We start from the raw sequence: 23,581 nt of genomic DNA on the forward strand, positions 1-23,581 counted from the left end.
AGAAGCGTACCCTAACTGGTAGTTGACCGCCTCTCTCCTATGCACCATGGGCATTGCACTTATTATCTGAATTCACGAAACAGCCTTACCTTATTTTCTGGATGAATTCCAACAACTGCTCCGCGATGCACTGGATCTGCAGCGTGAACTGAATGATGCCAGCGAGTATCAAGACTTTTCTTATTTTGTATTGCCTTCTGTTGCTCTATATGACTCCCATAGTGGCCACTATGACTGGCTTGTTCTTGTTGAATTACTGCGCGAAGCTTGGTTAATGGTACTGAAAAGTGATCGAGTACAAGCAATCAATATTGCGCAGTCTTGGTTCTCGTTACCTTATCCCCTCTTTAAACGTTTAGCCTTATTTGCAGCCAGCCAGGATAACTGCATCTCATCTGAACTGTGGTCGGAATGGCTACGCTCTGATAATGGACGGTGGCTTTGGGCCAGAGATACTGAATCCGAGCTCTTCAACCTATTTGAAACGCAAGGACTGTTACTGACAGGAAATGCTCAAATACAGCTGGAGGCGGCTATTTTGGCTGGGCCACCATCTGAGTTGGAATCAACACGAATATATATAGAATACGCCATTTGGCAGCTATTGGCAAAGTTGAATGATTCAGGGCTTGTGTTGGGAAAAGAGGCAGCAGAACACTTCGCCATGCTATCCGACATTCATCCCGAATGGGGGGCGGAGGAATGTAATAGTTTCACTGGTGATAGCAGAGATGATGATATTGTTCCCCGAAAGCGTAAGTTATTGGTCGACTGGCTGAAGCAACAATCATCTGGAAGGACCGATTCTTATCGAGATGGATGGTACGATGTGTGCCGTACCCGTTTCTTTCACAGCCTGTTAGCCCTGTATGACCTTTCGCAAGAGGGGGAGTGGCCTGTCGACCGATGGCGAGTCGCTCTGCAATGTTGGTCTGATGAAAAAATGCTGCTTCGTTCATGGCGATTCGTTGCTCCATTAGTGCTAACAATGCCCGAGCCTGTGTTGCTACAAATAATCCATGCAGTAACTTGGTGGATAGAGAGGGCAAGCACCCAAGAGCATAACGACAAATCCATCATTGCCATTTGTCGTCGTATATTGGTGCTTCCAATGGAGGTCGATGCTGGGAGTCGTACCATTCGTAATGGAATTGAGGTTGATGATCCACTTGGTTCTGCCATTAACCATCCCGTTGGGCATATTACTCAAGCATTATTGAACCAGTGGTTTAAACAGCAGCTGAACGATAATGACGGACTGCCTGCCGATTTGGCTCCAATATTTACAGAGTTATGTGATACCACTGTTGCGGTTTTTCGTCATGGTCGCATAGTACTCTGTTCTCGATTGATTACATTTTTCCGTGTGGATCAAGAATGGACGACTCAAATCCTGTTGCCTCTGCTTGATTGGGAGAATCAAGCTGATGCCAATGCATATTGGCAGGGTTTTCTCTGGTCACCCCGTCTTTACCTTCCTTTATTAATGGCCTTTAAACCACATTTGCTCGCCTGTGCTGGCCATTACAATCAACTGGGCGAACACAGTCAGCAATTCGCAACATTTATGACGTATGTCGCCTTGGCACAAGCTGATGGTTATAAACCAGAAGAGTTCCGTGCAGCGATTGAAGTTATGCCACCTGAGGGATTCCAAAGTGTTTTGCATGCACTGGTTCAAGCGCTTGATGGCGCGGGTGAGCAGCGTGAGGAGTACTGGATAAACCGAGCCAAGCCTTTTTGGCAAAATATCTGGCCTAAATCTAACGCATTCTTCACGAGTACAATCGCTGAAACTTTGGCCAGATTGGTCATTGCCGCTCGCGGTGAGTTTCCGGATGCATTAACGACAGTTCATGCTGGATTACAGCCGATTCAAAACACTCATTACGTTATACACCTTCTGCATCAATCAGGCTTATGCAAACAATTCCCTACACATGCATTGTCTTTGCTGAACGCTATTATCGCTGAGCCGCAGTGGGTATCAGACGAGTTGGGTTTATGTCTGACAGCGATTGTGCAAAGCGATCCGCTTCTTGAGGAAAATCGTGATTACCAGAGGCTTCTCGGTGTCGTCCGGATAAAGACATTGTGAGTGATACGCACCGGGAGATTGCAGCGTAACGAATTGAAAAGGCAGCGGCTAATACCGCTGCCTTTTTTGATCACCAGATAGGCTGGGTCAGGTAGGGGTTGCTCACCTTCTCGCGACCGAAGGTGGAGCTGGGGCCGTGGCCCGGGATAAAGACGATCTCGTCGCCAAGGGGCAGCAGGGTCTCGGTGATCGACTTTATCAGCGTCCCGTGATCGCCACGGGGGAAGTCGGTGCGGCCGATGCTGCCGGCAAAGAGCACGTCGCCAACCCAGGCGAGCTGCTCGGCTTGGGAGAGCAGCACGATATGGCCCGGGGTGTGGCCGGGGCAGAAGTAGACATCCAGCTCGCACTGGCCAAGCTGCACCTTGTCACCCTGCTCAAGCCAGCGATCCGGCGTGAAGGCGGGGGTATGGGCGAAGCCGAACATCTGGCTCTGCTGGGGCAGCATGTCGAGCCAGAAGGCATCCTCTTTGTGGGGGCCCGTGATGGCGACGCCGGTTTTTCCCCGCAGCTCGGCGGCGGCACCGACGTGATCCAGATGACCGTGGGTCAGCAGGATGTGGGTCAGGGTCAGGCCGCGCTTGGCGATGGCGGCCAGCAGTTTGTCCGCTTCGCCGCCCGGATCGATCAGGGCCGCCTGATGGGTCTCGTCACACCAGATGAGGGAGCAGTTCTGGGCGAACTGGGTGACCGGGATCACCTCGAATTTCAACATAGAGTTCCTCTCTTGGGATGGGTCAACCGTGCAGTGCGCTGGCATGCTGCTCGGCGAAATAGTCGAGGCAGGCCTGCTTGTCACCGCGAAACACGATGCGCTCCTGCTTGTTGCCAAGCTGGTAGAGATACATGGGGTCGTAGTAGCGGGTCAGCAGCAACGTGATCCAGGCCAGATGCAGCGCGGTATCGCCGCTCTTTTCCTGCTCGGTGAGGGCGGTCTGCATCAGGGCATCCAGCTCGCGGTGGGCCTGATCGCCAAGACGGCGCTTGAGGCGGGCCAGCGCATCGGTGAGGTAGGCAGCAAACAGCGGCCAACCGGCTTCCTGGCCATACATGGCTTGATAGCGCAGCCAGAGATCGTGCACGTAATCTTCGCGGATTTGCTCGGCCCGATCGATTTGCGGAACATCCACCACCACCAGCGGTGCCTGACTCATTGCCTCATGGAGGGAGAGGGGTAGACAACAGCGGCCAATCAGGCGGCTCTCATCCTCGACCACGAAGGCGTGTTCGCCGCGATGGCGGCGCTTGAGCAGTTCGATGGCGAGGTTGTTTTCAAAGTTGATGTTGCTGGGCTGGCCGCCGGGCAGTTGACCGAAGGAGGAGCCCCTGTGATGGGCGTGCCCCTCCAGATCCACCGCCTGGGTCACCTGATCGAGCATATGGGTCTTGCCGGAGCCGGTCATGCCGGTCAGCACGCTCCAGTGACACTCGGCAGAGGCCTTGTCCTGGGTGTCGATCAGAAAACGGCGCAGCTCCTTGTAGCCACCGGCGACGCGGGGGCGAGTCACCCCCGCTTCAGCCAGCCACTGTTGTACGGTTTGCGAGCGCAGGCCGCCGCGAAAGCAGTAGAGCAGGGCATCGGGCTGCTGGCGCAACTGCGCCAGCCAGCCTTCGAGTCGCTCGGCACGTACTGCTCCCCCCACCAGCTTGTGTCCAAGCTCAATGGCGGCGGCCTGACCCTGCTTCTTGAAGCAGGTCCCCACCTGGGCGCGCTCATCGTCTGTCATCAAGGGCAGATTGGTCGAGCAGGGGAAGGCCCCCTCCTTGAACTCGATGGGGGCGCGCACATCAATCAACGGCACATCGTCCAAAAAGAGTTGGGCGTAGTCCGTGGCCAGTGGCAATTCACTCATTGGACAATCTCGATAAAGCGGGAGCCCTCAAGGGGCTTGATCTGGCCGATGGGCGAGAGCGCAAGGCCAGCTTCGCGCGCGATGGCGAGCAGCTCGGCTTCGCTCTCTTTCCCCACTGCGACCAGCAGGCCGCCACTGGTTTGCGGGTCGCACATGATGTTGCGGGTGCGATCGTCCATGGCATCGAGCTTGTGGCCGTAGGAGTCGTGATTGCGCAGGGTGCCACCCGGTACGCAGCCCTCGGTGAGGTAGTAATCCACCTCGTCCAGCAGCGGCAGCGCCTTGAAGTCGAGGCGGGCGCTGACATTGGATCCTTCGCACATCTCCAGCAGATGACCCGCCAGACCAAAGCCGGTGACGTCGGTCATGGCGTGGACACCCGGCAGCTCGGCAAAACGCTGGCCGATCTTGTTGAGGGTGCACATGGCGTTGGGGGCCAGTTGCTCGTGCTCGGGCTTCAGCTTGCCCTTCTTCTGGGCGGTGGTGAGGATACCGATACCGAGGGGCTTGGTCAGATAGAGGGTGTCACCCACCTTGGCGGTATCGTTCTGCTTGATGGCATCCAGAGGCACGATACCGGTGACTGCGAGGCCGAAGATGGGCTCGGGGGCATCGATACTGTGACCACCGGCCAGCGAAATCCCCGCTTCGTGGCACACCTGACGGCCGCCGTCGATCACCTGCTGGGCCACTTCGGCGGGCAGGGTATTGATGGGCCAGCCGAGGATGGCGATGGCAACGATAGGCTTGCCGCCCATGGCGTAGATATCGCTGATGGCATTGGTGGCGGCGATGCGGCCAAAGGTGAAGGGGTCATCGACGATGGGCATGAAGAAGTCGGTGGTGGAGACAATGCCCTGACCGTTGCCGATATCGACCACGGCCGCGTCATCCTTGCTGCTGTTGCCAACGATCAGGGTCGGGTCGTTGAAGCCCGGGATCTGGCTCTTGAGAATGGTGTCGAGCACCTTGGGAGAGATTTTGCAGCCACAGCCAGCGCCGTGGCTGTATTGGGTCAGACGAATGGAAGACATACTTACCCCTTGTTTGTGCACCGTGTGCAGAGGCTCTGTGGGAGCCATCTTGGTCAATGCGCGGCCATCTACCGTCATGTAAAGAGCCGCAAAAATAGGTGGCCTTGGCTGCTTCTGGAAGCAGTGATGTCAGGCAGTCACGCAGGGCTGCCGGGTAGGACGGGGAAGAAGAGGCGACAGATGCGCCAACACAGCCCCGCCAAGGGCCACAGGACAGGGCATTATGCCACAAATGCCCCCTCCGGTTCGAACAGGAATTCACACAAAGCGAAGGGGATTGGCGGGTGGAGGGTTAGGGAAGAGGGCGCTGGCATGAGCCGCTCAGTTATCGGCAGGGGGTGAGCTCTCGTGGATTTGCCCCGCAGAGCTTGGTTTAACCTCTGCGGGGCAATCAGCGGGCGAAAACGGGTTAGCCGGTTTGCTCCAGCACCCGCTGGCGAGCCTTGCCCCAGCGGCGCAGGCGCCGTTGCAGTGGCCGCTCCAGCAGGTTGTAGCTCAACGCCGAGAGCCCGATCAGCACCGCCAGCATCAGCAAGGTGGCCACTACCCCCAGCAGCGGGTTGGTCTGGCCATACCACCACTCGGTGATCCCCGGTGCCAGATAGTGGATGAGCTCGCAACCGGTGAGCAGCACCAGCGCATGGAGCAGGTAGATGGAGTAGGAGAGATCCCCCAGCCAGTTGGTGAAGCGGTTATCCATGAGGCGCAGCAGCGGGCTTTGGCGATTGCCCTGGCAGGCGGCAATCCAGATCAGCAGCACGTAGGAGCCGATCAGCAGCAGAGTCAGTGGTGGCGTCATGGTGAACTGCATCAGCGCGAAGGGCACCACAAAGGCGACCAGCAGCGGCAGATCTCGCTGCATCATGGGCAAGCCTTTTGCGGCCTTGACCCTCGGCAACAGCCAGAGGCCGAGCACAAATTCACTCACCCCGCGCCCCACCGCCAAGGCGCCGCTGGTGACATCCAGGGTGCCGCGACTGTGCACGATAAAGGCCAGCACCGTCAGCGCCAGCAGGGGGGCGAGATGGCTCCAGCGACTGCGGGTGACCGCCAGCGGAATCAGCAGCGGGAACAGCAGGTAGCTGATCCACTCCACGCTGAGCGACCAGGCGGCGAAGTTCCAGGTCAATCCGTGATCGGTTACCACCTGCAGCAGCAGGAAGGCGCTCGGCAGCGCCTCGGCCGGGGTGAAGGGGGAGCCGAAGGGGGGCATCCCTTCCCACTCCCACATCTTGAACAAGGGGCCGGCGTAGAAGCCCACCCCGTGCTGCGCCTTGTAAAGCTCCCAGCCGACCAGCAGCAGCAGGGTCACCAGATAGAGGGGATAGACGCGGGTCAGCCGCAGCCAGAGAAAACGGCCATAGCTCACGGTGCGGGGCGTGCGGGTGAAGGCCTCGCCATAGACATGGGCCAGCACCACGCCGCTCAAAATAAAGAACAGGTCGACCCAGAGGTAGCCATTCTCGATGAGTTGGGTGTGGCCTGCGATCGACTCCATCCATTGGGGAAAGAGCAGCAAGCGGGCATGGAACAGCACCACCATCAGGGCAGCTATGCCCCGCAGCGGCGTTAACAGCGGCAATGATTGATTCATAACGGGATCCCTTGTGATGTTCAGCTTGGCCTGACATCGATTTTTGTTGTTGTACCGTCCATCAATCCTGATGGGACGGTTGCCCCGGCTTGGCTGCCGCAGGTGGGATCACACTACGGAAAAGAGAGCCATACGGGTGTGATTTAAATCATGAATGTGCAGTTATTGTGCAAAAAATTTAAACAGATAAAGACGTGGGACACAGGCAGGGAAAGAGGAGGAGAGAGAACACCCATAAAGCAGAGAGGGTGGTCAACGGGGCGAGGGTCAGGTCTATAGGCGTTAAGCAAAACAATCAGGCCCGCAAGGGGCCTGATTGATCACAAGGGGAGGGTGGTTGCCGATCAGCGGGCGCGTACCACCAGACCCTTGAGGTAGAAGCCTTCCGGATAGGCGGTACCGATGGGGTGATCAGAGGCCTGGGAGAGCAGCTCCAGGATCTGGGCATCGCGACCGGCATCGAGCGCCGCATCGGCAACGATCTTCTGGAACAGGCTCTGCTCCATCAGGCCGGAGCAGGAGTAGGTCAAGAGCACGCCACCCGGTGCCAGCAGCTGGAACGCCAGCATGTTGATGTCCTTGTAGCCACGGCAGGCACCCAGCAGCTGCGCCTTGCTCTCGGCAAACTTGGGCGGATCCAGCACGATGACGTCGAACTTCTCGCCCTTTTCGCGGTATTCACGCAGCAGCTTGAAGACGTCGTGACGGACAAACTGGGTATTGCTGGTATCCAGCCCGTTCAGCTCGGCGTTCTGGCGGGCGATATCCAGCGCATTCTGGGAGAGATCGATGTTGACCACTTCCTTGGCGCCGCCCTTGAGGGCATAGACGCCAAATCCACCGGTGTAGCAGAAGCAGTTGAGCACCCGCTTGCCTTCGGTGTACTTGGCGGCAGCCTGACGGTTATCCCGCTGATCCAGATAGAAACCGGTTTTGTGACCGTTGCGAATATCCACCAGGATCTTGACGCCGCCATTCTCCTCGATGACCACCGGCTCGTTCGGGGTCTCGCCATAGATAACGCCAGTGCGCTCTTTCAGCCCTTCCTTCTTGCGCACTGCTACATCGGAGCGCTCATAGATGCTGCACTCGGGGTAGAGGGTACGCAGCGCCTGCGTTATCAGCTCGCGCTGGAACTCGGCACCGGCAGAGAGGATCTGGCACACCAGAAAATCGGCGTAACGATCGATGGTCAGACCCGGCAGACCGTCGGATTCGGCGGCGCAGAGGCGATAACCGGTGAGGCCCTGACGCTTGATGAGCCCGTCACGGGACTCTTGTGCGTATTTGAGGCGACGGATAAAGAAGTCGAGATCGACGGTTTCATCCTTGTCGAAGGTCCAGACCCGGGCACGGATCTGGGAGCTGCCTGACCAGGCGCCACGGGCGAGCCACTTGCCATCGTTGGCATAGATCTCGACGGTATCGCCGTCAATGGGGTTGCCCTGAACCCGCTCAATCCCCTTGGAGAAGATCCAGGGGTGGCGACGCAGCAGGGATTTTTCGCGGCCTTTGACGAGATAGATGGAAGCGCTCATGGATGTTTGCCGATGGTAGAAAGAAAAGGGGCCACATTCTATGTGGCCCGCAGGTAAAACTCAAACAACCCTGTGTAATGGATGGGGTTGCCCTGATCTGACACCTCATACGGTCAGAGCTTAATACCCTTGAGCGCCTGGGTCAGCTCGCTGGCGGTGGCTTTCAGCCCCTGCGTACCGGCTACCGAGGCGCTGGCGGACTCTTCCACCTGCGCCGCTTCATGGCGCACTTGATCCAGATTGTGGGTGATCTCGGCGGCGACCGAGCTCTGCTCCTCGCTGGAGGTGGCGATCTGGGTGCTCATCTCCAGTACCGCATCGCTGTGGTTGCTCAGCTTCTCGATATCGAGCCCCACCTCGCTGATGAGCTGCTGGCTGCTGGCGGCGCGGCCCACGGTTTTTTCCATGATCTCGTTCAGCGCCCCGGTACCGGTTTGCAGCTCTTCGATCATCTGCTGGATCTCCACCGTCGCCTGCTGGGTGCGGCTGGCGAGGGTGCGCACCTCGTCCGCTACCACCGCAAAGCCGCGACCCTGCTCACCGGCCCGGGCCGCTTCGATGGCGGCGTTGAGCGCCAACAGGTTGGTCTGCTGGGAGATGGCGTTGATGACGTTAACTACTTCGTTGATCCGGTTGGCGTTGTGGGTGAGCCGTTCGACCGCGCCGGAGGCGTTGCCAATCTCGTCGGCCAGGGTACGGATCGCCTCTATGGTGCGTGCTACCCGGTTGGCGCCATTGGCCGCCTCTTCGCTCGACTGACGGGTCTGCTGCAGGGTGTCGTTGGCATTGCGCGCCACTTCGCGGATTGCCGCCGACATCTGCTCCATGGCGGTGGCCAGTGAATCCATGTGCTGGCGCTGGGAACGCGCCATGGTCTCGCCTTCGCGGGCATGGTCACGAAACTCGTCGGCGGCCATGGTCAGCGCCTCGGCAGACTCTTCGACCAGCTTGACGATCTGGTGCTGGCGGTCAGTAAAGCGGTCGATGCTGCCCGCCAGGGTAGAGAACTCGTCCCGTACCGGGAAGAAGTTGAGGCGGAAGGTGAGATCGCCGTCGGCCACGGTTTGCAGCGCCTTGTTGGTGGAGTACAGGGCGCCGGAGACAAAGGTCATCATGTAGTGGATCACCAGTGCCATCAGGGCAGCCAGCGCCCCAATCATGGTGAGCGTGGTGCCCTGATCATCCCACATTGAGGAGGTACTGGTGTCGAGCTCGCCGGTCACATAGCCAGCCTGACCCGCTGGTGCGGTGAAGCGGTAGCGATCGCCCTGTTGTTCGAGTCCGCTCACCCCTTGTGGCTGAATGCGCAGATCGGCTGGCAGAGTGAGCGTTGGCTGCTGGTTGACCAGTTGTGCCGTGGTCTCGACCCGCTGCTGCAACTGCTCAACCTTGAGTTTTATCTCCTGCTCGTGGCTGTTTGCCAGCAGATACCAGCTGAGAAAGGCGATGATCAGCAGGGGAAGCCAGAAGGCGATGTGGAATTTTTCACTGATGGTGAGGTGAATGAGATAGCGGTCAACCCACCGGAATTTAACTTCTTTCATAATGGAGCTGCATCCTGCAGAGATAGAGTGTCGGGCACATTATCGTCTCGGGAATTTTTTTTTTAAGCAGAAGGTGTGAGAAATGGGAGAGCAATCGTTTGTCATTCGGGTGTGGGGGCAGGTGCAAGGGGTCGGATTTCGCTACTTCACCCGTGAGCGAGCCTTGCAGCTGGGGCTGCGCGGCCATGCCTACAACCTGGAGGATGGCTCGGTGGAGATCCTCATCAGCGGGCCGACGCAGGGGGTACAGATGATGCTGGGCTGGCTGGAACATGGCCCGCGCACCGCTCGGGTGACCCGGATGGAATATGAAGAGGCGCTACCGCCCACCGGTCAGGGATTTCATACCAACTGAGCTGCCGGGGACATCATGGTTGCCAATATGCTTGATCCCTTGCTGGTGCAGGCCCGGGTACTGGTTGCCAGCTACCGCCATGCCGCTCGTGCAGTGTGCCGCGAAGCGAGCGAACCCCATGTCCATGGTTACCGCATCGCTGCGCGCCGTATGCAGGCACTGCTCGCATTGTGGCGACCCGCCCTTTGTCATCCAAAACTGGAACGACGGCTGCAGCGGGCCATTGGCCGACTCTCGGCCCTGCGCGATGCACAGGTTTACGCCGCGCGCTTTGGCGCGTCATCCACAATCGTCTTGCCCAAGGTGACGGTTCCCCTTTTTTCGGGCCTGCTTGCCCACTGGCTGTATGAATTAGAGCAAATTCCCGATACCTCAGGGCTGGCTCGTCACTACCGACGCCAACTTGCCCGCCGCCTCGATGGGGCATTGAGCCGACTTGATGAGAACCAAGTTGGCAACGTCTCCCATCGCCAGCAGCTGCGTCGCTGGCATCATCTGCGCCTTGAGATAAAACAGGCGCGCTACGGCGCCGAGTTACTGCTGGAGCTGGGGGCGGGGGAGGCACAGTGGGTCAGCGCCTTTAGTCATTGGCAGGAGCGGCTCGGGCAGTTGCAGGATTGGCGTCAGTGGCGGCGCGCCCTGAAAGGAAACAAACAGCAACGCAGAGTAAGGCGCAAACTCAAGCGCAAGATAGTGACGCAGTTACGCCGCCTCGATTGCCAGCAGGCTGAACTGGTGGGGCTCAAGGTGGCGATGCTGAATAGCCCGCTCTAACCATCCTGCTGGATGGTCAATGGGAGCAATCCGCAGAGTCGCAGAGACGAAAAGAGTGCAGAGACAAAAAAAGAGGCCCAGAGGCCTCTTTTTTATCGGTTCGATGCGCTTACTTGACGCGCATGCCAGGCTGGGCGCCTTCCTGCGGCTCCAGGATCCAGAGATCCTTGCCGCCCGGGCCTGCAGCCAGCACCATGCCTTCGGACATGCCGAAACGCATCTTGCGCGGCGCCAGGTTGGCCACCATCACGGTCAGCTTGCCTTCCAGATCTTCCGGGTTGTAAGCGGACTTGATACCGGCAAACACCTGACGGGTTTCGCCGCCGATATCCAGTTGCAGCTTGAGCAGCTTCTCGGCTTCCGGTACCGCTTCGGCCTTCTTGATCAGCGCGACGCGCAGGTCAATCTTGGCAAAATCGTCATAGGTGATGGTTTCGCTGATGGGGTCATCAGCTAGCGGACCGGTCACTTTCGGTGCCTGCTCCTTGGCCAGGTCTTCCTTGGATGCCTCGATCATGGCTTCAATCTTCGCCGGCTCGATGCGGGAGAAGAGGGCCTTGAACGGCGCAACGGTGTGATTGACCAGCGGCATCTCGATGCCATCCCAGCTGAGGGTTTCGGCCAGGAAGGCTTCGGCACGTTCGGCCAGCAGCGGCATGACGGGCTTGAGGTAGGCCATCAGCACGCGGAACAGGTTGATGCCGACCGAGCAGACCGCCTGCAGCTCGGCGTCAGCCCCTTCCTGCTTGGCGATAACCCAGGGCGCCTTGTCGTCCACGTAGCGGTTGGCCTTGTCGGCCAGCGCCATGATCTCGCGGATGGCGCGGCTGAATTCGCGGCTCTCATAAGCCTCGGCAATGGCGGTACGAGCATTGGCGAATTCGGCGTAGAGCTCGGGTTCGGCGCAGGTTGCCGCCAGCTTGCCGCCAAAACGCTTGGCGATAAAGCCGGCGTTGCGGGAGGCAAGGTTGACCAGCTTGTTGACCACGTCGGCGTTGACGCGCTGCACGAAATCTTCGAGGTTCAGGTCCAGATCGTCGATGCGGCTGTTGAGCTTGGCGGCGTAGTAGTAACGCAGGCACTCCGGATCCAGGTGGTTCAGGTAGGTGGATGCCTTGATGAAGGTGCCCTTGGACTTGGACATCTTGGCGCCGTTGACGGTCACATAACCGTGCACGTTGACCTTGGTCGGCTTGCGGAAGTTGGCACCTTCCAGCATGGACGGCCAGAACAGGCAGTGGAAGTAGGCGATATCCTTGCCGATGAAGTGGTAGAGCTCGGCGTCGGAGTCCGCTTTCCAGTAGCTGTCAAAGTCGATATCGCCACGCTTGTTGCACAGGTTCTTGAAGGAAGCCATGTAGCCGATGGGGGCATCGAGCCAGACGTAGAAGTACTTGCCCGGGGCGCCGGGAATTTCGAAACCGAAGTAGGGGGCGTCACGGGTGATGTCCCACTGCTGCAAGCCGCTTTCGAACCACTCCTGCATCTTGTTGGCCATCTCTTCCTGAATGGCGCCGGAGCCGCGCACCCACTCAGAGAGCCATTTTTCAAACTGCGGCAGGTCGAAGAAGAAGTGCTCGGAGTCCTTCATTACCGGAGTCGCGCCGGAGACGGCAGATTTCGGATCGATAAGCTCAGTCGGGCTGTAGGTGGCGCCGCAGCTGTCACAGTTGTCGCCATACTGCTCCGGAGATTTGCACTTGGGGCAGGTTCCCTTGACGAAACGGTCCGGCAGGAACATCGATTTTTCCGGATCGAACAGCTGGGAGATGGTGCGGCTCTTGATAAAGCCACCATTTTTCAGGCGGCCGTAGATCAACTCCGCCAGCTCGCGGTTTTCGTCGCTGTGGGTGGAGTGATAGTTGTCAAAGCTGATGTTGAACCCGGCGAAGTCGGCCTGGTGCTCCTTGGAGACTGCGGCAATCATCTCTTCCGGGGTGATCCCCATCTGCTGTGCCTTGAGCATGATCGGGGTGCCGTGGGCATCATCGGCACAGATAAAGTGCACCTGATGACCGCGCATTCGCTGATAACGAACCCAGATATCGGCCTGGATATGTTCCAGCATGTGGCCAAGGTGAATGGAGCCATTGGCATAGGGGAGGGCGCAGGTTACCAGCATTTTACGAGGATCAGTTGCCATATTACGTTCTTGATGTGCTTGTTGGGATGATAGAGTGCCGTGCATGTTACCCGAATTGGGGGTAGCCTGCCTAGGGTTGTGGCTGTGCCGGGCTTGGCCGGATACACCATCTGTACTGCAGGCAAGCCACTGATTTGTGTGCGGTAACCGTTCACCTCAAGATAATGACAACATAATGAGGAGTTAATGGTGATTGATTCAGTAAAACAGATCCTCGCCGAATTTAAGCCGGCAGGCTGGAGCAAGGATCTGGTGGATGCCGGATTCGTTCGCGAGATCATCAATCAGGGTCAGGGGCTTACTATCCGGCTGGTATTGCCGTTTGCCGGTCTCTCGCTGCTCGATCAGCTTAAAGAGAACTACGATGCCAGACTGCGCAGCGCCACCGGTGCTGCCCGTATCGACTGGGCATTGGAGATTGACGTCGCCAGCATGCCGCGGGCGCAGGGCCTCAATGCCGTGCAGGGCATTCGCAACATCATCGTGGTTGCTTCCGGCAAGGGGGGGGTAGGCAAGTCCACCACCGCGGTCAATCTGGCGCTGGCGCTGCAAAAAGAGGGGGCGCGGGTCGCTATTCTCGATGCCGATATCTATGGCCCCTCCATTCCCACCATGATGGGCACCCTCAAGGAGCGTCCCGTCAGCCATGATGGCAAGCTGATGGAGCCGGTGATGGCCTGTGGCCTCAAGAGCAACAGCATCGGCTATCTGGTCTCCGAGCAGGATGCCACCATCTGGCGCGGCCCGATGGCGAGCAAGGCGTTGGCGCAGATCCTCCATGAGACCCGCTGGGGCGAGGTGGATTATCTGGTGGTGGACATGCCGCCGGGTACCGGCGATATCCAGCTCACCATGGCACAGCAGGTGCCGACGTCGGCGGCGGTGATCGTTACCACCCCGCAAGATGTGGCGCTGGCCGATGCCCGCAAGGGGATCGCCATGTTCAACAAGGTCAATGTGCCGGTGCTCGGTATTATCGAGAATATGAGCTACCACGTCTGCAGCGCCTGCGGGCATCACGAGCCGCTGTTTGGTACCGGTGGCGGCCAGAAGATGGCAGAGCAGTATCAAGTGGCACTGCTTGGTCAATTACCACTGCACATCGATATCCGCCAACACATGGATGATGGCTGTCCGACGGTGTTCGGCGCACCGGAAGGAAGCCTGGCTCAGGCCTATTTGAAGCTAGCGCGCAGGGTAGGGGCTGAACTCTTTTTCAGCGCAAAACCGATTGCGACCCCCCTCTATGCCATGGCGCTGGATGAATAATCGGCGGTCGGTCACTTGAAAGGGAATTGAGGGTGGGCATGACCCACCCTTTTTTATATAATGGATCGGTTTAAACCATCCCCACTGCTCTTCTCTTTTAGGTATTTGTCATGTCTGATACTCAACATTCGTGTGTGATCATCGGTATTGCGGGCGCATCTGCGTCTGGCAAAAGTCTTATAGCCCAGACCATTTATGAAGAGCTGGTGGCCGAACTGGGCGCAGGTCAGATTGGTGTGATCACCGAAGATTGCTACTACCGTGATCAGACCCACCTGACCATGGAAGAGCGGGTCAAGACCAACTATGACCACCCCAACGCGCTGGATCACGACCTGCTGGTACAGCACCTTAGTCAGCTGGTCAAAGGTGACGCGGTTGCCATTCCCCAGTACTCCTACACCGAACATACCCGGATGAGCGAAGTGACCCCGTTTGCCCCGCGCCGGGTGATCATTCTGGAAGGGATCCTGCTGCTGACCGACAGCCGTCTACGGGATCTGATGGATGCCTCCATCTTCATGGATACCCCGCTCGACATCTGCCTGCTGCGCCGTCTGGTGCGTGATGTGCAGGAGCGTGGCCGTACCATGGACTCCGTGCTCAAGCAGTACCAGAAGACGGTGCGTCCGATGTTCCTGCAGTTTATCGAGCCGTCCAAACAGTATGCCGATGTGATCGTGCCCCGTGGTGGCAAGAACCGCATCGCCATCGACATGCTCAAGGCGCGTATCCGCCACATGTTGATCGGTTAAGATGAAACAAGCCGGGTGATGCCCGGCTTTTTTAAAAGCACAATTTGTCAGGAGAGTCGCCCAATGCGTCTGTGTGATACCGATATTGAACGCCATCTGGATGAAGGCAAGATCGTCATTGAGCCACGGCCCGGGGTAGAGCGGATCAGTGGTGTCAGTGTCGATGTGCTGCTGGGTAACGAGTTTCGGGTTTTTCGCGATCATACCGCACCCTATATCGACCTGAGCGGCCCGAGCAGCGAGATGGCCGATGCCATCGATCGGGTGATGAGTGACGAGATCCACATCCCCGATGGTGAAGCCTTCTACCTGCACCCGGGTCAGCTGGCGCTGGCGGTGACCTACGAATCCGTCACCCTGCCGGCCGATATCGTCGGCTGGCTGGATGGCCGCTCTTCATTGGCGCGCCTGGGTCTGATGGTGCACGTGACGGCGCACCGGATCGATCCGGGTTGGTCCGGTCGCATTGTGCTGGAGTTCTACAACGGCGGCAAACTGCCGCTGGCACTGCGCCCGAAGATGAAAATTGGCGCCTTGAACTTCGAGATGCTCTCCGGCGTCGCGGCCCGTCCCTACAACAAGCGGGAAAATGCCAAGTACAAGAGCCAGCAGGGCGCCGTTGCCAGCCGTATCAATCAGGACTGATAACTGGCAACACGGCAACGATTCAAGGGAGCACAAGGTGCTCCCTTTTTGCATCTGGAATCAAACGGATATGGGGCTGATGGTGCTGGTCGGATGAGATTGGCGGGGCAGGGACGTTTTATCACCACTTTCGCCTGTCTTCTGTCATAAAAACGTCATAAAAATGAAATTATTGGCTTAATTGTCAGCTATTTTTGCCCTTTCCCGCAATCATTGGCGGCTTTAATTAATCGATGGCAAGCCGCATGATGACTGGCTCTAGGATATTTTTTTCCAAAAAGCTCTTTTTTTTTATGGCTGAAATATTTCAATGGTGGCTATGGTGTTGGCCGCCATCTGGCATAATCCGCCGCAACTCATAAACAGGCTTTTTTTTATGTTTGAAATGTTTAGTGGTTTGGGTTTGTGGTGGTCAATCGGTTTGGTATTGGCCGTTTTTTTTGTGCTTGCCTATGAATTTATCAATGGCTTTCACGATACCGCCAACGCGGTAGCAACGGTTATCTATACCAAGGCGATGCCAGCTCACCTGGCGGTCGTCGCATCGGGGATCTTCAACTTTTTTGGCGTCATGTTCGGCGGACTGGGTGTGGCCTATGCCATTGTCCATCTGCTGCCCATCGACCTGCTGCTTGGGATGGACTCCACCCAAGGGTTGATCATGGTCTTCTCGCTGCTCTTTTCCGCCATCGTGTGGAATCTGGGAACCTGGTTCTTCGGGATCCCGGCCTCCAGTTCACATACCTTGATCGGTTCCATTCTGGGGGTAGGCGGCGCCTATGCCTGGATCACCCATAAACCGGTGACAGAAGGGATCAACGTGGGCAAAGCGATCGACATCATGCTTTCCCTCATCATCTCTCCCACCATCGGTTTCATCATCGCGGCACTGCTGCTGCTGGCAATGAAACGCATCTGGACCAGCAACAAGATCCACAAAACACCGGAAGAGCGTCAGCTGGTGGATGGCAAGAAGCACCCGCCGTTTTGGGCGCGTCTGACCCTGGTGGCCTCGGCCATGGGCGTCAGCTTCGTGCACGGTTCCAACGATGGCCAGAAGGGCATCGGTCTGGTGATGCTGGTGCTGATCTGCATGGCACCCGCCTATTTCGCGCTGGACATGAACAGCCGCTCTTATGACCTGGATCGGACCCAGGATGCCAACCAGCGCATTATGGAGATCTACCAGCGCAACCAGTCCGCCCTCTCTGGCGTCATCAACTTCTCTGCACCTGCAACGGCTCAGGAAGAGCTGATGACTCACTGCTCCGCCGATGGCGTGCTGCAGGCGATGGCCACTCTGGATGCCCGTCTGGGGGCCGTGCGTACTTATGATCAGATGAGCCTGACCGACCGCCGCGAAGTGCGTCGTCTGCTGCTCTGTATCGATGACACCGCCCGCAAGGCTGCCAAGCTGCCGCTGCCAGCCAAGGAGCTGACTGATCTGGCCAAATGGCGCAAGGATCTGACCGCGACCGCTGAATACGCACCGACCTGGGTGATCGTCTCCATCGCGTTGGCGCTGGGTTGCGGCACCATGGTGGGCTGGCGTCGTATCGTTCATACCGTGGGCGAGAAGATCGGCACCACCGGCATGACCTACAGCCAGGGCATTGCGGCCCAGATCACGGCAGCAACCTCCATCGGGGTCGCCAGTCTGACCGGTATGCCGGTGTCCACCACCCACATCCTCTCTTCTGCGGTGGCGGGGACCATGATTGCAAACAAATCCGGCCTGCAGAGCCAGACCATCAAGACCATCCTGATGGCCTGGGTATTGACTCTGCCGCTGACAATGCTGCTCTCCGGCGGCCTGTTCATCGTCAGCCACCATCTTTTTGGTTGATCTGCCGCGCTCATAACGCGCATCACAATGACAATGCCGCCCGGTCGAAAGATCGGGCGGCATTTTTTATATGCAGGATAGGTCGTGTCTCGTGAGCGCAGGAATATGGCTTGCAGGGATGTTAGGAGCGGGTCAGAAATCCCAGCCAGATTGAGGTATTGGTTCGGGTTGATCGCCTTCGCGAGCCTTGCGCCGCGCAGCCTCGACCCGGCGTTTGCGATCCCGGCACAGGCGCATCACCTCTTGTTGCTGGGCAGGGGTCATAGTGAGCCAGTTGAAACGCTCTTCGCGATTGCGCAGGCACCCCTTGCAGTAGCCTTTGTTGTTCACTTCGCAGACCCCGATGCAGGGGCTCTGCAGCGGGAATATTTCGAGCTGTTCCATCCATCACCTCGCACACCCTGTCACCTTGTTATAACCCAGCGGATCCCCTTTGGAGAAATCCTGCTTCAAGTGATTGATGTCGTTTGCTTTCCCCCTGCAAATTTGGCATCTTCCCCGCCGAGCATGGCTCTTGGCGTTATATGAGGACATATGAACAAACACGCGTACTGGCTGACCGCCGCAGTGCTGGGACTGGCCGGTTGTGCGGGCAACTCTGACAAAGCAGAAGTGCCCAAAAAACAGACCGACAACAGATGCTTTCTTAACTGCGAGGTGCCGGAAAATCTGGGCAAGCAGTATCTGGACGGGACCTTGCCAGAGGATCTGGTGAGGGTGGAGCGGGTCAATAGCCGTGCGCATGCCGACTACAGCAAGTTTGGCCCGCAAAGCAGACTGGTATTGGAGCGCTCCGGCAAGATGACCCGCCGTTATGGCGAGCTCTATCACCAGCTCTCCCGCTGGGTCGCGGGCGGTGGCAACCCTGCCGACATCACCCGTTACGGTATCAGCCTGGCTCAGCTGGGCGGCGCCGATCGCATGGGGAACGTGCTGTTTACCGGTTACTACTCGCCGGTGCTGGAGGTGCGTCACCGCCCGGATGCCAAATACAAATATCCCATCTATGCCATGCCCAAATGTGGCGGTCGCTGTCCGACCCGGGCCGAGATCCATCAGGGAGCACTGGCCAACCGCGGGCTGGAGCTGGGTTACAGCAAATCCCTTATCGACAACTTCCTGATGGATGTGCAGGGCTCGGGCTTTGTCCACTACGGGGATGACGATCGGCTGCAATATCTGGGCTACAGCGGCAAGAACGGCCACGGTTACGTCAGTATCGGCCGGGTACTGATCGACCGCGGTGAAGTGCCCAAAGAGCAGATGTCGATGAAGGCCATCAAGGAGTGGGCCAACCGTCAACCGGAGGAGAGCGTCAAGGAGCTGGTGGAGCAGAACCCCTCCTATGTCTTCTTCGAGCGCCGACCGACCAATGATGTGATCGGCGCGGCCGGTATCCCGCTGCTGCCGCTGGCGGCCGTTGCTGCCGACAAGACCCTGTTGCCGATGGGTACCCCGATCCTCGCCGAAGTTCCCTTGCTCGACAAAGAGGGCAACTGGACCGGCAAGCACCAGCTGCGGCTGTTGATTGCGCTGGATGTGGGCGGGGCGGTGAAGAAGGGCCACCTCGACCTCTACCACGGTATGGGCGAGAAGGCTGGCGTCGCGGCCGGTCATTACAAGCACTTTGGCCGGGTCTGGAAGCTGGGCCTGCACCACGGGCCGACTGCCGCCCCCTGGTTGTAATCCTCTGATGGATTGGGCGTCTGTTATCGTGTGCCCGAGCAAAGATGAAGAGACAAAAAAAGCCGCCGGATTGCTCCGGCGGCTTTCTATTTTGTGCGAGTTGCCAGTCTTTGGCTGCGTCAGCTCTTCTGGATATCCAGCCGGATAGCGCCGACCGGTTTGCAGCAGCAGGGTAGGCACTCCCCCTGAGCGACAAATGCCAAGGGCACCGCAGGATAGTGCACCTTGCCAGCCATCAGCGGAGTGCGGCAGGCGCCGCAATAGCCGCTGCGACACTGGAATTCCACATGATGACCGTGGCGCTCCAGGGTCTCCAACACGCTTTCGCCGGGATGGGCGTGCAGCACGGCACCATCCCGGGTATGTACCCGTGGTGCCACGACCGCATGCTGTTCGGCAGGTGCGTGCGGGGCAGGGGTCAGCGTGTTGGTGGCGTCACTCACAGCTCGAAATCACCCAGGTCGTCGGCATTGACTTCGCTGTCGATTTGGCCGACCAGATAGGAGCTGACCTCTACCTCTTGCGGGGCGACCTGTACGTTGTCGGATGACAGCCAGGTGTTGATCCAGGGGATCGGGTTCTGCTTGGTGCCGGCAAAGGCTGGCTGCAGGCCGACTGCGCTCATGCGCAGGTTGGTGATGTACTCCACGTACTGGCAGAGGATGTCCTTGTTCAGGCCGATCATGGAGCCGTCCTGGAACAGGTACTCGGCCCACTCTTTCTCCTGAATGGCCGCTTCCTTGAAGATCTCGAAGCAGGCCTGTTCGCACTCGGCGGCGATCTCGGCCATCTCCGGGTCATCCTGGCCGGTGCGCATCAGGTTCAGCATGTGCTGGGTGCCGGTGAGGTGCAGCGCTTCGTCGCGGGCGATCATCTTGATGATCTTGGCGTTGCCTTCCATCAGTTCACGCTCGGCGAAGGCAAAGGAGCAGGCGAAGCTGACGTAGAAGCGAATTGCCTCCAGCGCGTTGACACTCATCAGGCACAGATAGAGCTTCTTCTTGAGCTCGCGCAATGTGATGGTCACTTCGCGGCCCGCGACAGTGTGGGTCCCTTCACCGTGCAGGTTGTAGAGGGCGGTCGCTTCGATCAGGTCGTCGTAGAAGTGGCTGATGGAGCCGGCGCGCTTCAAGATCTGCTCGTTGGTCACGATGTCGTCGAACACCTGGGCGGGGGTGTTGACGATATTGCGGATGATATGGGTGTAGGAGCGAGAGTGGATGGTCTCGGAGAAGGCCCAAGTCTCAATCCAGGTTTCCAGCTCCGGAATGGAGACCAGCGGCAGCAGGGCCACGTTGGGGCTGCGACCCTGAATGGAGTCCAGCAGAGTCTGGTACTTCAGGTTGGAGATGAAAATGTGCTGCTCGTGGGGCGGCAGGGCCTGATAGTCGATGCGATCACGGGAGACATCCACCTCTTCCGGGCGCCAGAAGAAGGAGAGCTGCTTCTCGATCAGCCGCTCGAACACTTCGTGCTTTTGTTGATCATAACGGGCTACGTTGACCGATTGGCCAAAAAACATCGGCTCTTTGAGCTGGTCGTTTTGGGTTTGGCAGAAAGTTGAATAGGCCATGGTTACCAGAATATGTGAATAGAGAAAACAGGAGAGCGGGAGCTTGTCGCTCCCGCCCGGTTATCAGTTCTTGCCGTGACTTAGATTTTGCAAGCCCCGCCAGCGCAACCGTCATCTTGCAGGTCGGTCTGGGCATCGTCTGCACCATCACGGGTGTTGTGATAGTACAGGGTCTTGAGGCCGTATTTGTAGGCGGTCAGCAAGTCCTTGAGCAGCTGTTTCATCGGGACCTTGTTGCCTTCGAAACGGGCAGGGTCGTAGTTGGTGTTGGCGGAGATCGCCTGATCCACAAACTTCTGCATGATACCGACCAGCTGCAGGTAGCCGTCAACGCTCGGTTGCTTCCAGAGCAATTCGTATTGATCTTTCAGGCGATCATACTCGGGCACCACCTGTTTGAGAATGCCATCTTTGGAGGCCTTGACCGACACCAGGCCGCGCGGCGGCTCGATGCCGTTGGTGGCGTTGGAGATCTGGCTGGAGGTCTCGCTCGGCATCAGGGCGGTCAGGGTGGAGTTGCGCAAGCCCACGGACTTGATCTCTTCACGCAGGCTTTCCCAATCCAGATGCAGCGGCTCGTTACACAGCGCATCCAGATCCTTCTTGTAGGTGTCGATGGGCAGGATGCCCTGGGCATAGGTGGTCTCGCCAAACAGCGGGCAGGGGCCGAACTCGCGGGCCAGCTGCACGGAGGCTTTCAGCAGATAGTACTGAATGGCCTCGAAGGTACGGTGAGTCAGGGCCAGACCGGAGCCATCGGAGTAACGGGCACCGTTTTTGGCCAGGTAGTAGGCGTAGTTGATGACGCCGATCCCCAGGGTACGACGACCCATGCTGCCCTTCTTGGCGGCGGCGATCGGGTAATCCTGATAGTCGAGCAGGGCATCGAGGGCACGCACGGCCAGATCGGCCATCTCTTCCAGATCTTCCAGCTTCTCGATGGCTCCGAGGTTGAAGGCGGAGAGGGTGCACAGGGCGATTTCGCCACTCTCGTCGTCGATGTTGTTGAGCGGCTTGGTCGGCAGCGCAATTTCGAGGCAGAGGTTGGACTGGCGTACCGGCGCCACGCTCGGGTCGAACGGGCTGTGGGTGTTGCAGTGATCCACGTTCTGGATGTAGATGCGACCGGTACCGGCACGCTCCTGCATCATCAGGGAGAAGAGATCGACAGCTTTGAGGGTCTTCTTGCGAATGGCCGGATCCTGCTCGTACTTGACGTAGAGCTCTTCAAACTTGTCCTGATCGGCGAAGAAGGCGTCGTACAGACCCGGCGCATCGGACGGGGAGAACAGTGTGATGTCACCGCCCTTGATGAGGCGCTGGTACATCAGCTTGTTGATCTGCACGCCGTAGTCCATGTGACGAACACGGTTCTCTTCCACGCCGCGGTTGTTCTTCAGCACCAGCAGGCTTTCCACTTCGGTGTGCCACAGCGGGTAGAACAGAGTGGCCGCACCGCCGCGCACGCCGCCCTGGGAGCAGCACTTCACGGCAGTCTGGAAGTATTTGTAGAAGGGGATGCAACCGGTGTGGAACGCTTCGCCACCACGGATGGGGCTGCCCAGACCGCGGATGCGACCGGCGTTGATGCCGATACCGGCGCGCTGGGAAACGTAACGCACGATGGAGCTGGCGGTGGCGTTGATGGAGTCCAGGCTGTCGTCGCATTCGATCAGTACGCAGGAGCTGAACTGACGGGTCGGGGTGCGCACGCCGCTCATGATCGGGGTCGGCAGGGAGATCTTGAAGGTCGAGACCGCATCATAGAAGCGCTTGATGTAGTCCAGACGGGTATCTTTCGGATACTTGGAGAAGAGGCAGGCCGCAACCAGCATATAGAGGAACTGCGGGCTCTCGTAGATCTCGCCGGTGACGCGGTTCTGGACCAGATATTTGCCTTCCAGCTGTTTGACTGCCGCGTAGGAGAAATCCATGTCGCGCCAGTGATCCAGATGGGTGTTCAGCTCTTCGAATTCAGCCTGGGTGTAGTCTTCCAGCAGGTGTTTGTCGTACTTGCCCATGTCCACCAGACGAGCCACGTGCTGGTAGAGGTGGGGCGGTTCGAACTGGCCATAGGCCTTCTTGCGCAAGTGGAAGATGGCCAGACGGGCTGCCATGTACTGGTAGTCCGGGGTCTGCTCGGAGATGAGGTCAGCCGTTGCCTTGATGATGGTTTCGTGAATGTCGGCGGTACGGATACCGTCATAGAACTGGATGTGGGATTTGAGCTCTACCTGGGAGACCGACACGTTGTCGAGCCCTTCGGCGGCCCAGTCCAGCACGCGGTGAATTTTATCCAGATCGATGGGTTCTTTGTGTCCGTTACGCTTCGTCACAAACAAGTTCATTGGCTGATGACCTTCAGTTGATTCCCGAAAAACCATCGCACAATGGCGCCACCCAGGCCCCGGCGGTGTGCGGGAGTTGGGTAGAGATTGTGCGATGAATCACAAGATGTAGTGTTATTTTAAGTTCGAGCTACAAGATAGTGAGGTCAGCCCGCCATTGCAATGTGTGGATAAGTGACGAGCTGTGGATAAATTGTGAGTCTTGCCCCATCAGTTAGTGACCGCTCACAGTGAGCGGGTTTTCATTCGTCCGCTCCGCTAAATGCAAGTCTCCCGATCGAAGATGGAAAATTTAAATAACTTTTTTTGCTTGCGAAACGGGGGGCTTTTTACTAGCAAACGGCGGCTGATTATCCCTTATGCAACAAGGGTCAAAAGCTGTCCAGTTGTCGCAGCCGCGGGCTCAGCGTGGCAAGGGCTTTGCATCAGACGATGGTGGTTTGTGGCCGCTTTGTGACGGCTGCGAGCTTGTCAAATGGGTATCCAACAGGCAGAAAGCTGCCTTTATTATCCATGAATAGACGAG

General features: G+C 58.1%; 19 protein-coding genes. 8 read left to right on the top strand and 11 right to left on the bottom strand.

Going from position 1 to position 23,581, the window contains the following annotated elements; genetic code table 11:
• Positions 1–274 precede the first annotated feature (274 nt).
• A complete protein-coding gene (locus OKC31_RS18750; RefSeq protein WP_270657392.1) occupies positions 275–2,098 on the top strand; it encodes a hypothetical protein in 1,824 nt (607 codons plus the stop codon).
• A gap of 70 nt (positions 2,099–2,168) precedes the next feature.
• Here the strand turns inward: OKC31_RS18750 and OKC31_RS18755 are convergent, their stop codons facing one another.
• The 6 genes from OKC31_RS18755 to OKC31_RS18780 form a co-directional block, all read right to left on the bottom strand.
• Positions 2,169–2,813, bottom strand: a complete 645-nt coding sequence (locus OKC31_RS18755) for an MBL fold metallo-hydrolase (RefSeq protein ID WP_270657393.1) — start codon at positions 2,811–2,813, stop codon at positions 2,169–2,171.
• A gap of 22 nt (positions 2,814–2,835) precedes the next feature.
• Positions 2,836–3,951, bottom strand: coding sequence for a tRNA 2-selenouridine(34) synthase MnmH (gene mnmH, locus OKC31_RS18760; RefSeq protein WP_270657394.1), 1,116 nt, complete (start codon positions 3,949–3,951; stop codon positions 2,836–2,838).
• Entirely contained in the window at positions 3,948–4,985 is a 1,038-nt protein-coding gene (gene selD, locus OKC31_RS18765; RefSeq protein WP_270657395.1) for a selenide, water dikinase SelD, read from the bottom strand. The genes mnmH and selD overlap by 4 nt, the downstream gene beginning before the upstream one ends.
• 409 nt (positions 4,986–5,394) lie before the next feature.
• Positions 5,395–6,579 carry an acyltransferase family protein gene (locus OKC31_RS18770; RefSeq protein ID WP_247822759.1) on the bottom strand — a complete coding sequence of 395 codons (1,185 nt, stop codon included), beginning with the start codon at positions 6,577–6,579 and terminating at the stop codon, positions 5,395–5,397.
• 344 nt (positions 6,580–6,923) lie between these two features.
• Positions 6,924–8,117 (bottom strand): class I SAM-dependent methyltransferase, encoded by a 1,194-nt coding sequence (locus OKC31_RS18775; protein WP_270657396.1) that lies wholly within the window; start codon positions 8,115–8,117, stop codon positions 6,924–6,926.
• Between the two features lie 113 nt (positions 8,118–8,230).
• Complete coding sequence (locus tag OKC31_RS18780) at positions 8,231–9,661, bottom strand: methyl-accepting chemotaxis protein (protein ID WP_247822760.1); 1,431 nt, start codon at positions 9,659–9,661, stop codon at positions 8,231–8,233.
• 82 nt (positions 9,662–9,743) lie between these two features.
• On the opposite strand from OKC31_RS18780, the gene OKC31_RS18785 reads away from it, so the two are divergent.
• Entirely contained in the window at positions 9,744–10,016 is a 273-nt protein-coding gene (locus OKC31_RS18785) for an acylphosphatase (protein WP_194496408.1), read from the top strand.
• Positions 10,017–10,043: 27 nt separating this feature from the next.
• Positions 10,044–10,790, top strand: coding sequence for a CHAD domain-containing protein (locus tag OKC31_RS18790; RefSeq protein WP_247822761.1), 747 nt, complete (start codon positions 10,044–10,046; stop codon positions 10,788–10,790).
• A 109-nt stretch (positions 10,791–10,899) separates the two neighbouring features.
• Here the strand turns inward: OKC31_RS18790 and metG are convergent, their stop codons facing one another.
• Positions 10,900–12,933: a methionine--tRNA ligase gene (gene metG, locus OKC31_RS18795; protein WP_201932064.1), complete on the bottom strand. Its 2,034-nt coding sequence runs from the start codon at positions 12,931–12,933 to the stop codon at positions 10,900–10,902.
• 186 nt (positions 12,934–13,119) lie between these two features.
• Between metG and apbC the strand changes: the two genes are divergently transcribed.
• From apbC to OKC31_RS18815, 4 genes are all read left to right on the top strand, one after another.
• The gene (gene apbC / locus OKC31_RS18800; RefSeq protein WP_124929465.1) at positions 13,120–14,202 is read left to right on the top strand and encodes an iron-sulfur cluster carrier protein ApbC; all 1,083 of its coding nucleotides are present in this window, start codon (positions 13,120–13,122) and stop codon (positions 14,200–14,202) included.
• A gap of 110 nt (positions 14,203–14,312) precedes the next feature.
• The gene (gene udk / locus OKC31_RS18805; RefSeq protein ID WP_005345570.1) at positions 14,313–14,957 is read left to right on the top strand and encodes a uridine kinase; all 645 of its coding nucleotides are present in this window, start codon (positions 14,313–14,315) and stop codon (positions 14,955–14,957) included.
• A gap of 63 nt (positions 14,958–15,020) precedes the next feature.
• Positions 15,021–15,602 (top strand): dCTP deaminase, encoded by a 582-nt coding sequence (gene dcd / locus OKC31_RS18810; RefSeq protein ID WP_005336719.1) that lies wholly within the window; start codon positions 15,021–15,023, stop codon positions 15,600–15,602.
• A 376-nt stretch (positions 15,603–15,978) separates the two neighbouring features.
• On the top strand, positions 15,979–17,448 hold the full coding sequence (locus OKC31_RS18815; protein WP_019445142.1) for an inorganic phosphate transporter: 1,470 nt from the start codon (positions 15,979–15,981) through the stop codon (positions 17,446–17,448).
• Positions 17,449–17,580: 132 nt separating this feature from the next.
• Here OKC31_RS18815 and OKC31_RS18820 read toward each other — a convergent pair whose 3' ends face one another.
• On the bottom strand, positions 17,581–17,832 hold the full coding sequence (locus OKC31_RS18820; RefSeq protein ID WP_005336715.1) for a DUF1289 domain-containing protein: 252 nt from the start codon (positions 17,830–17,832) through the stop codon (positions 17,581–17,583).
• 150 nt (positions 17,833–17,982) lie between these two features.
• Between OKC31_RS18820 and mltA the strand changes: the two genes are divergently transcribed.
• Positions 17,983–19,134 carry a murein transglycosylase A gene (gene mltA, locus OKC31_RS18825; protein ID WP_021230068.1) on the top strand — a complete coding sequence of 384 codons (1,152 nt, stop codon included), beginning with the start codon at positions 17,983–17,985 and terminating at the stop codon, positions 19,132–19,134.
• A gap of 119 nt (positions 19,135–19,253) precedes the next feature.
• On the opposite strand, the gene yfaE is transcribed toward mltA, so the two are convergent.
• From yfaE to nrdA, 3 genes are all read right to left on the bottom strand, one after another.
• A complete protein-coding gene (yfaE, locus tag OKC31_RS18830) occupies positions 19,254–19,577 on the bottom strand; it encodes a class I ribonucleotide reductase maintenance protein YfaE (protein WP_005345363.1) in 324 nt (107 codons plus the stop codon).
• Positions 19,574–20,707 carry a class Ia ribonucleoside-diphosphate reductase subunit beta gene (gene nrdB, locus OKC31_RS18835; protein WP_005336708.1) on the bottom strand — a complete coding sequence of 378 codons (1,134 nt, stop codon included), beginning with the start codon at positions 20,705–20,707 and terminating at the stop codon, positions 19,574–19,576. Before nrdB ends, yfaE begins: the two co-directional genes overlap by 4 nt.
• An 80-nt stretch (positions 20,708–20,787) precedes the next feature.
• On the bottom strand, positions 20,788–23,055 hold the full coding sequence (nrdA, locus tag OKC31_RS18840; protein ID WP_019838757.1) for a class 1a ribonucleoside-diphosphate reductase subunit alpha: 2,268 nt from the start codon (positions 23,053–23,055) through the stop codon (positions 20,788–20,790).
• Positions 23,056–23,581: the final 526 nt, after the last annotated feature.

It is taken from the genome of Aeromonas sp. Y293-4 (genome assembly GCF_027705905.1).
In the GTDB taxonomy this organism is placed as follows: Bacteria; Pseudomonadota; Gammaproteobacteria; order Enterobacterales; family Aeromonadaceae; genus Aeromonas; species Aeromonas veronii.

Excerpts from the sequence above, each read along its gene's own strand:
- apbC (WP_124929465.1), top strand. The coding sequence starts at position 13,120 with ATGGTGATTGATTCAGTAAAACAGATCCTCGCCGAATTTAAGCCGGCA.
- OKC31_RS18790 (WP_247822761.1), top strand. The coding sequence starts at position 10,044 with ATGCTTGATCCCTTGCTGGTGCAGGCCCGGGTACTGGTTGCCAGCTAC.
- OKC31_RS18785 (WP_194496408.1), top strand. The coding sequence starts at position 9,744 with ATGGGAGAGCAATCGTTTGTCATTCGGGTGTGGGGGCAGGTGCAAGGG.
- nrdA (WP_019838757.1), bottom strand. The coding sequence starts at position 23,055 with ATGAACTTGTTTGTGACGAAGCGTAACGGACACAAAGAACCCATCGAT.
- OKC31_RS18775 (WP_270657396.1), bottom strand. The coding sequence starts at position 8,117 with ATGAGCGCTTCCATCTATCTCGTCAAAGGCCGCGAAAAATCCCTGCTG.
- dcd (WP_005336719.1), top strand. The coding sequence starts at position 15,021 with ATGCGTCTGTGTGATACCGATATTGAACGCCATCTGGATGAAGGCAAG.
- nrdB (WP_005336708.1), bottom strand. The coding sequence starts at position 20,707 with ATGGCCTATTCAACTTTCTGCCAAACCCAAAACGACCAGCTCAAAGAG.
- udk (WP_005345570.1), top strand. The coding sequence starts at position 14,313 with ATGTCTGATACTCAACATTCGTGTGTGATCATCGGTATTGCGGGCGCA.
- OKC31_RS18750 (WP_270657392.1), top strand. The coding sequence starts at position 275 with ATGGTACTGAAAAGTGATCGAGTACAAGCAATCAATATTGCGCAGTCT.
- mltA (WP_021230068.1), top strand. The coding sequence starts at position 17,983 with ATGAACAAACACGCGTACTGGCTGACCGCCGCAGTGCTGGGACTGGCC.
- OKC31_RS18770 (WP_247822759.1), bottom strand. The coding sequence starts at position 6,579 with ATGAATCAATCATTGCCGCTGTTAACGCCGCTGCGGGGCATAGCTGCC.
- mnmH (WP_270657394.1), bottom strand. The coding sequence starts at position 3,951 with ATGAGTGAATTGCCACTGGCCACGGACTACGCCCAACTCTTTTTGGAC.
- selD (WP_270657395.1), bottom strand. The coding sequence starts at position 4,985 with ATGTCTTCCATTCGTCTGACCCAATACAGCCACGGCGCTGGCTGTGGC.
- OKC31_RS18780 (WP_247822760.1), bottom strand. The coding sequence starts at position 9,661 with ATGAAAGAAGTTAAATTCCGGTGGGTTGACCGCTATCTCATTCACCTC.
- OKC31_RS18755 (WP_270657393.1), bottom strand. The coding sequence starts at position 2,813 with ATGTTGAAATTCGAGGTGATCCCGGTCACCCAGTTCGCCCAGAACTGC.
- OKC31_RS18820 (WP_005336715.1), bottom strand. The coding sequence starts at position 17,832 with ATGGAACAGCTCGAAATATTCCCGCTGCAGAGCCCCTGCATCGGGGTC.
- metG (WP_201932064.1), bottom strand. The coding sequence starts at position 12,933 with ATGGCAACTGATCCTCGTAAAATGCTGGTAACCTGCGCCCTCCCCTAT.
- OKC31_RS18815 (WP_019445142.1), top strand. The coding sequence starts at position 15,979 with ATGTTTGAAATGTTTAGTGGTTTGGGTTTGTGGTGGTCAATCGGTTTG.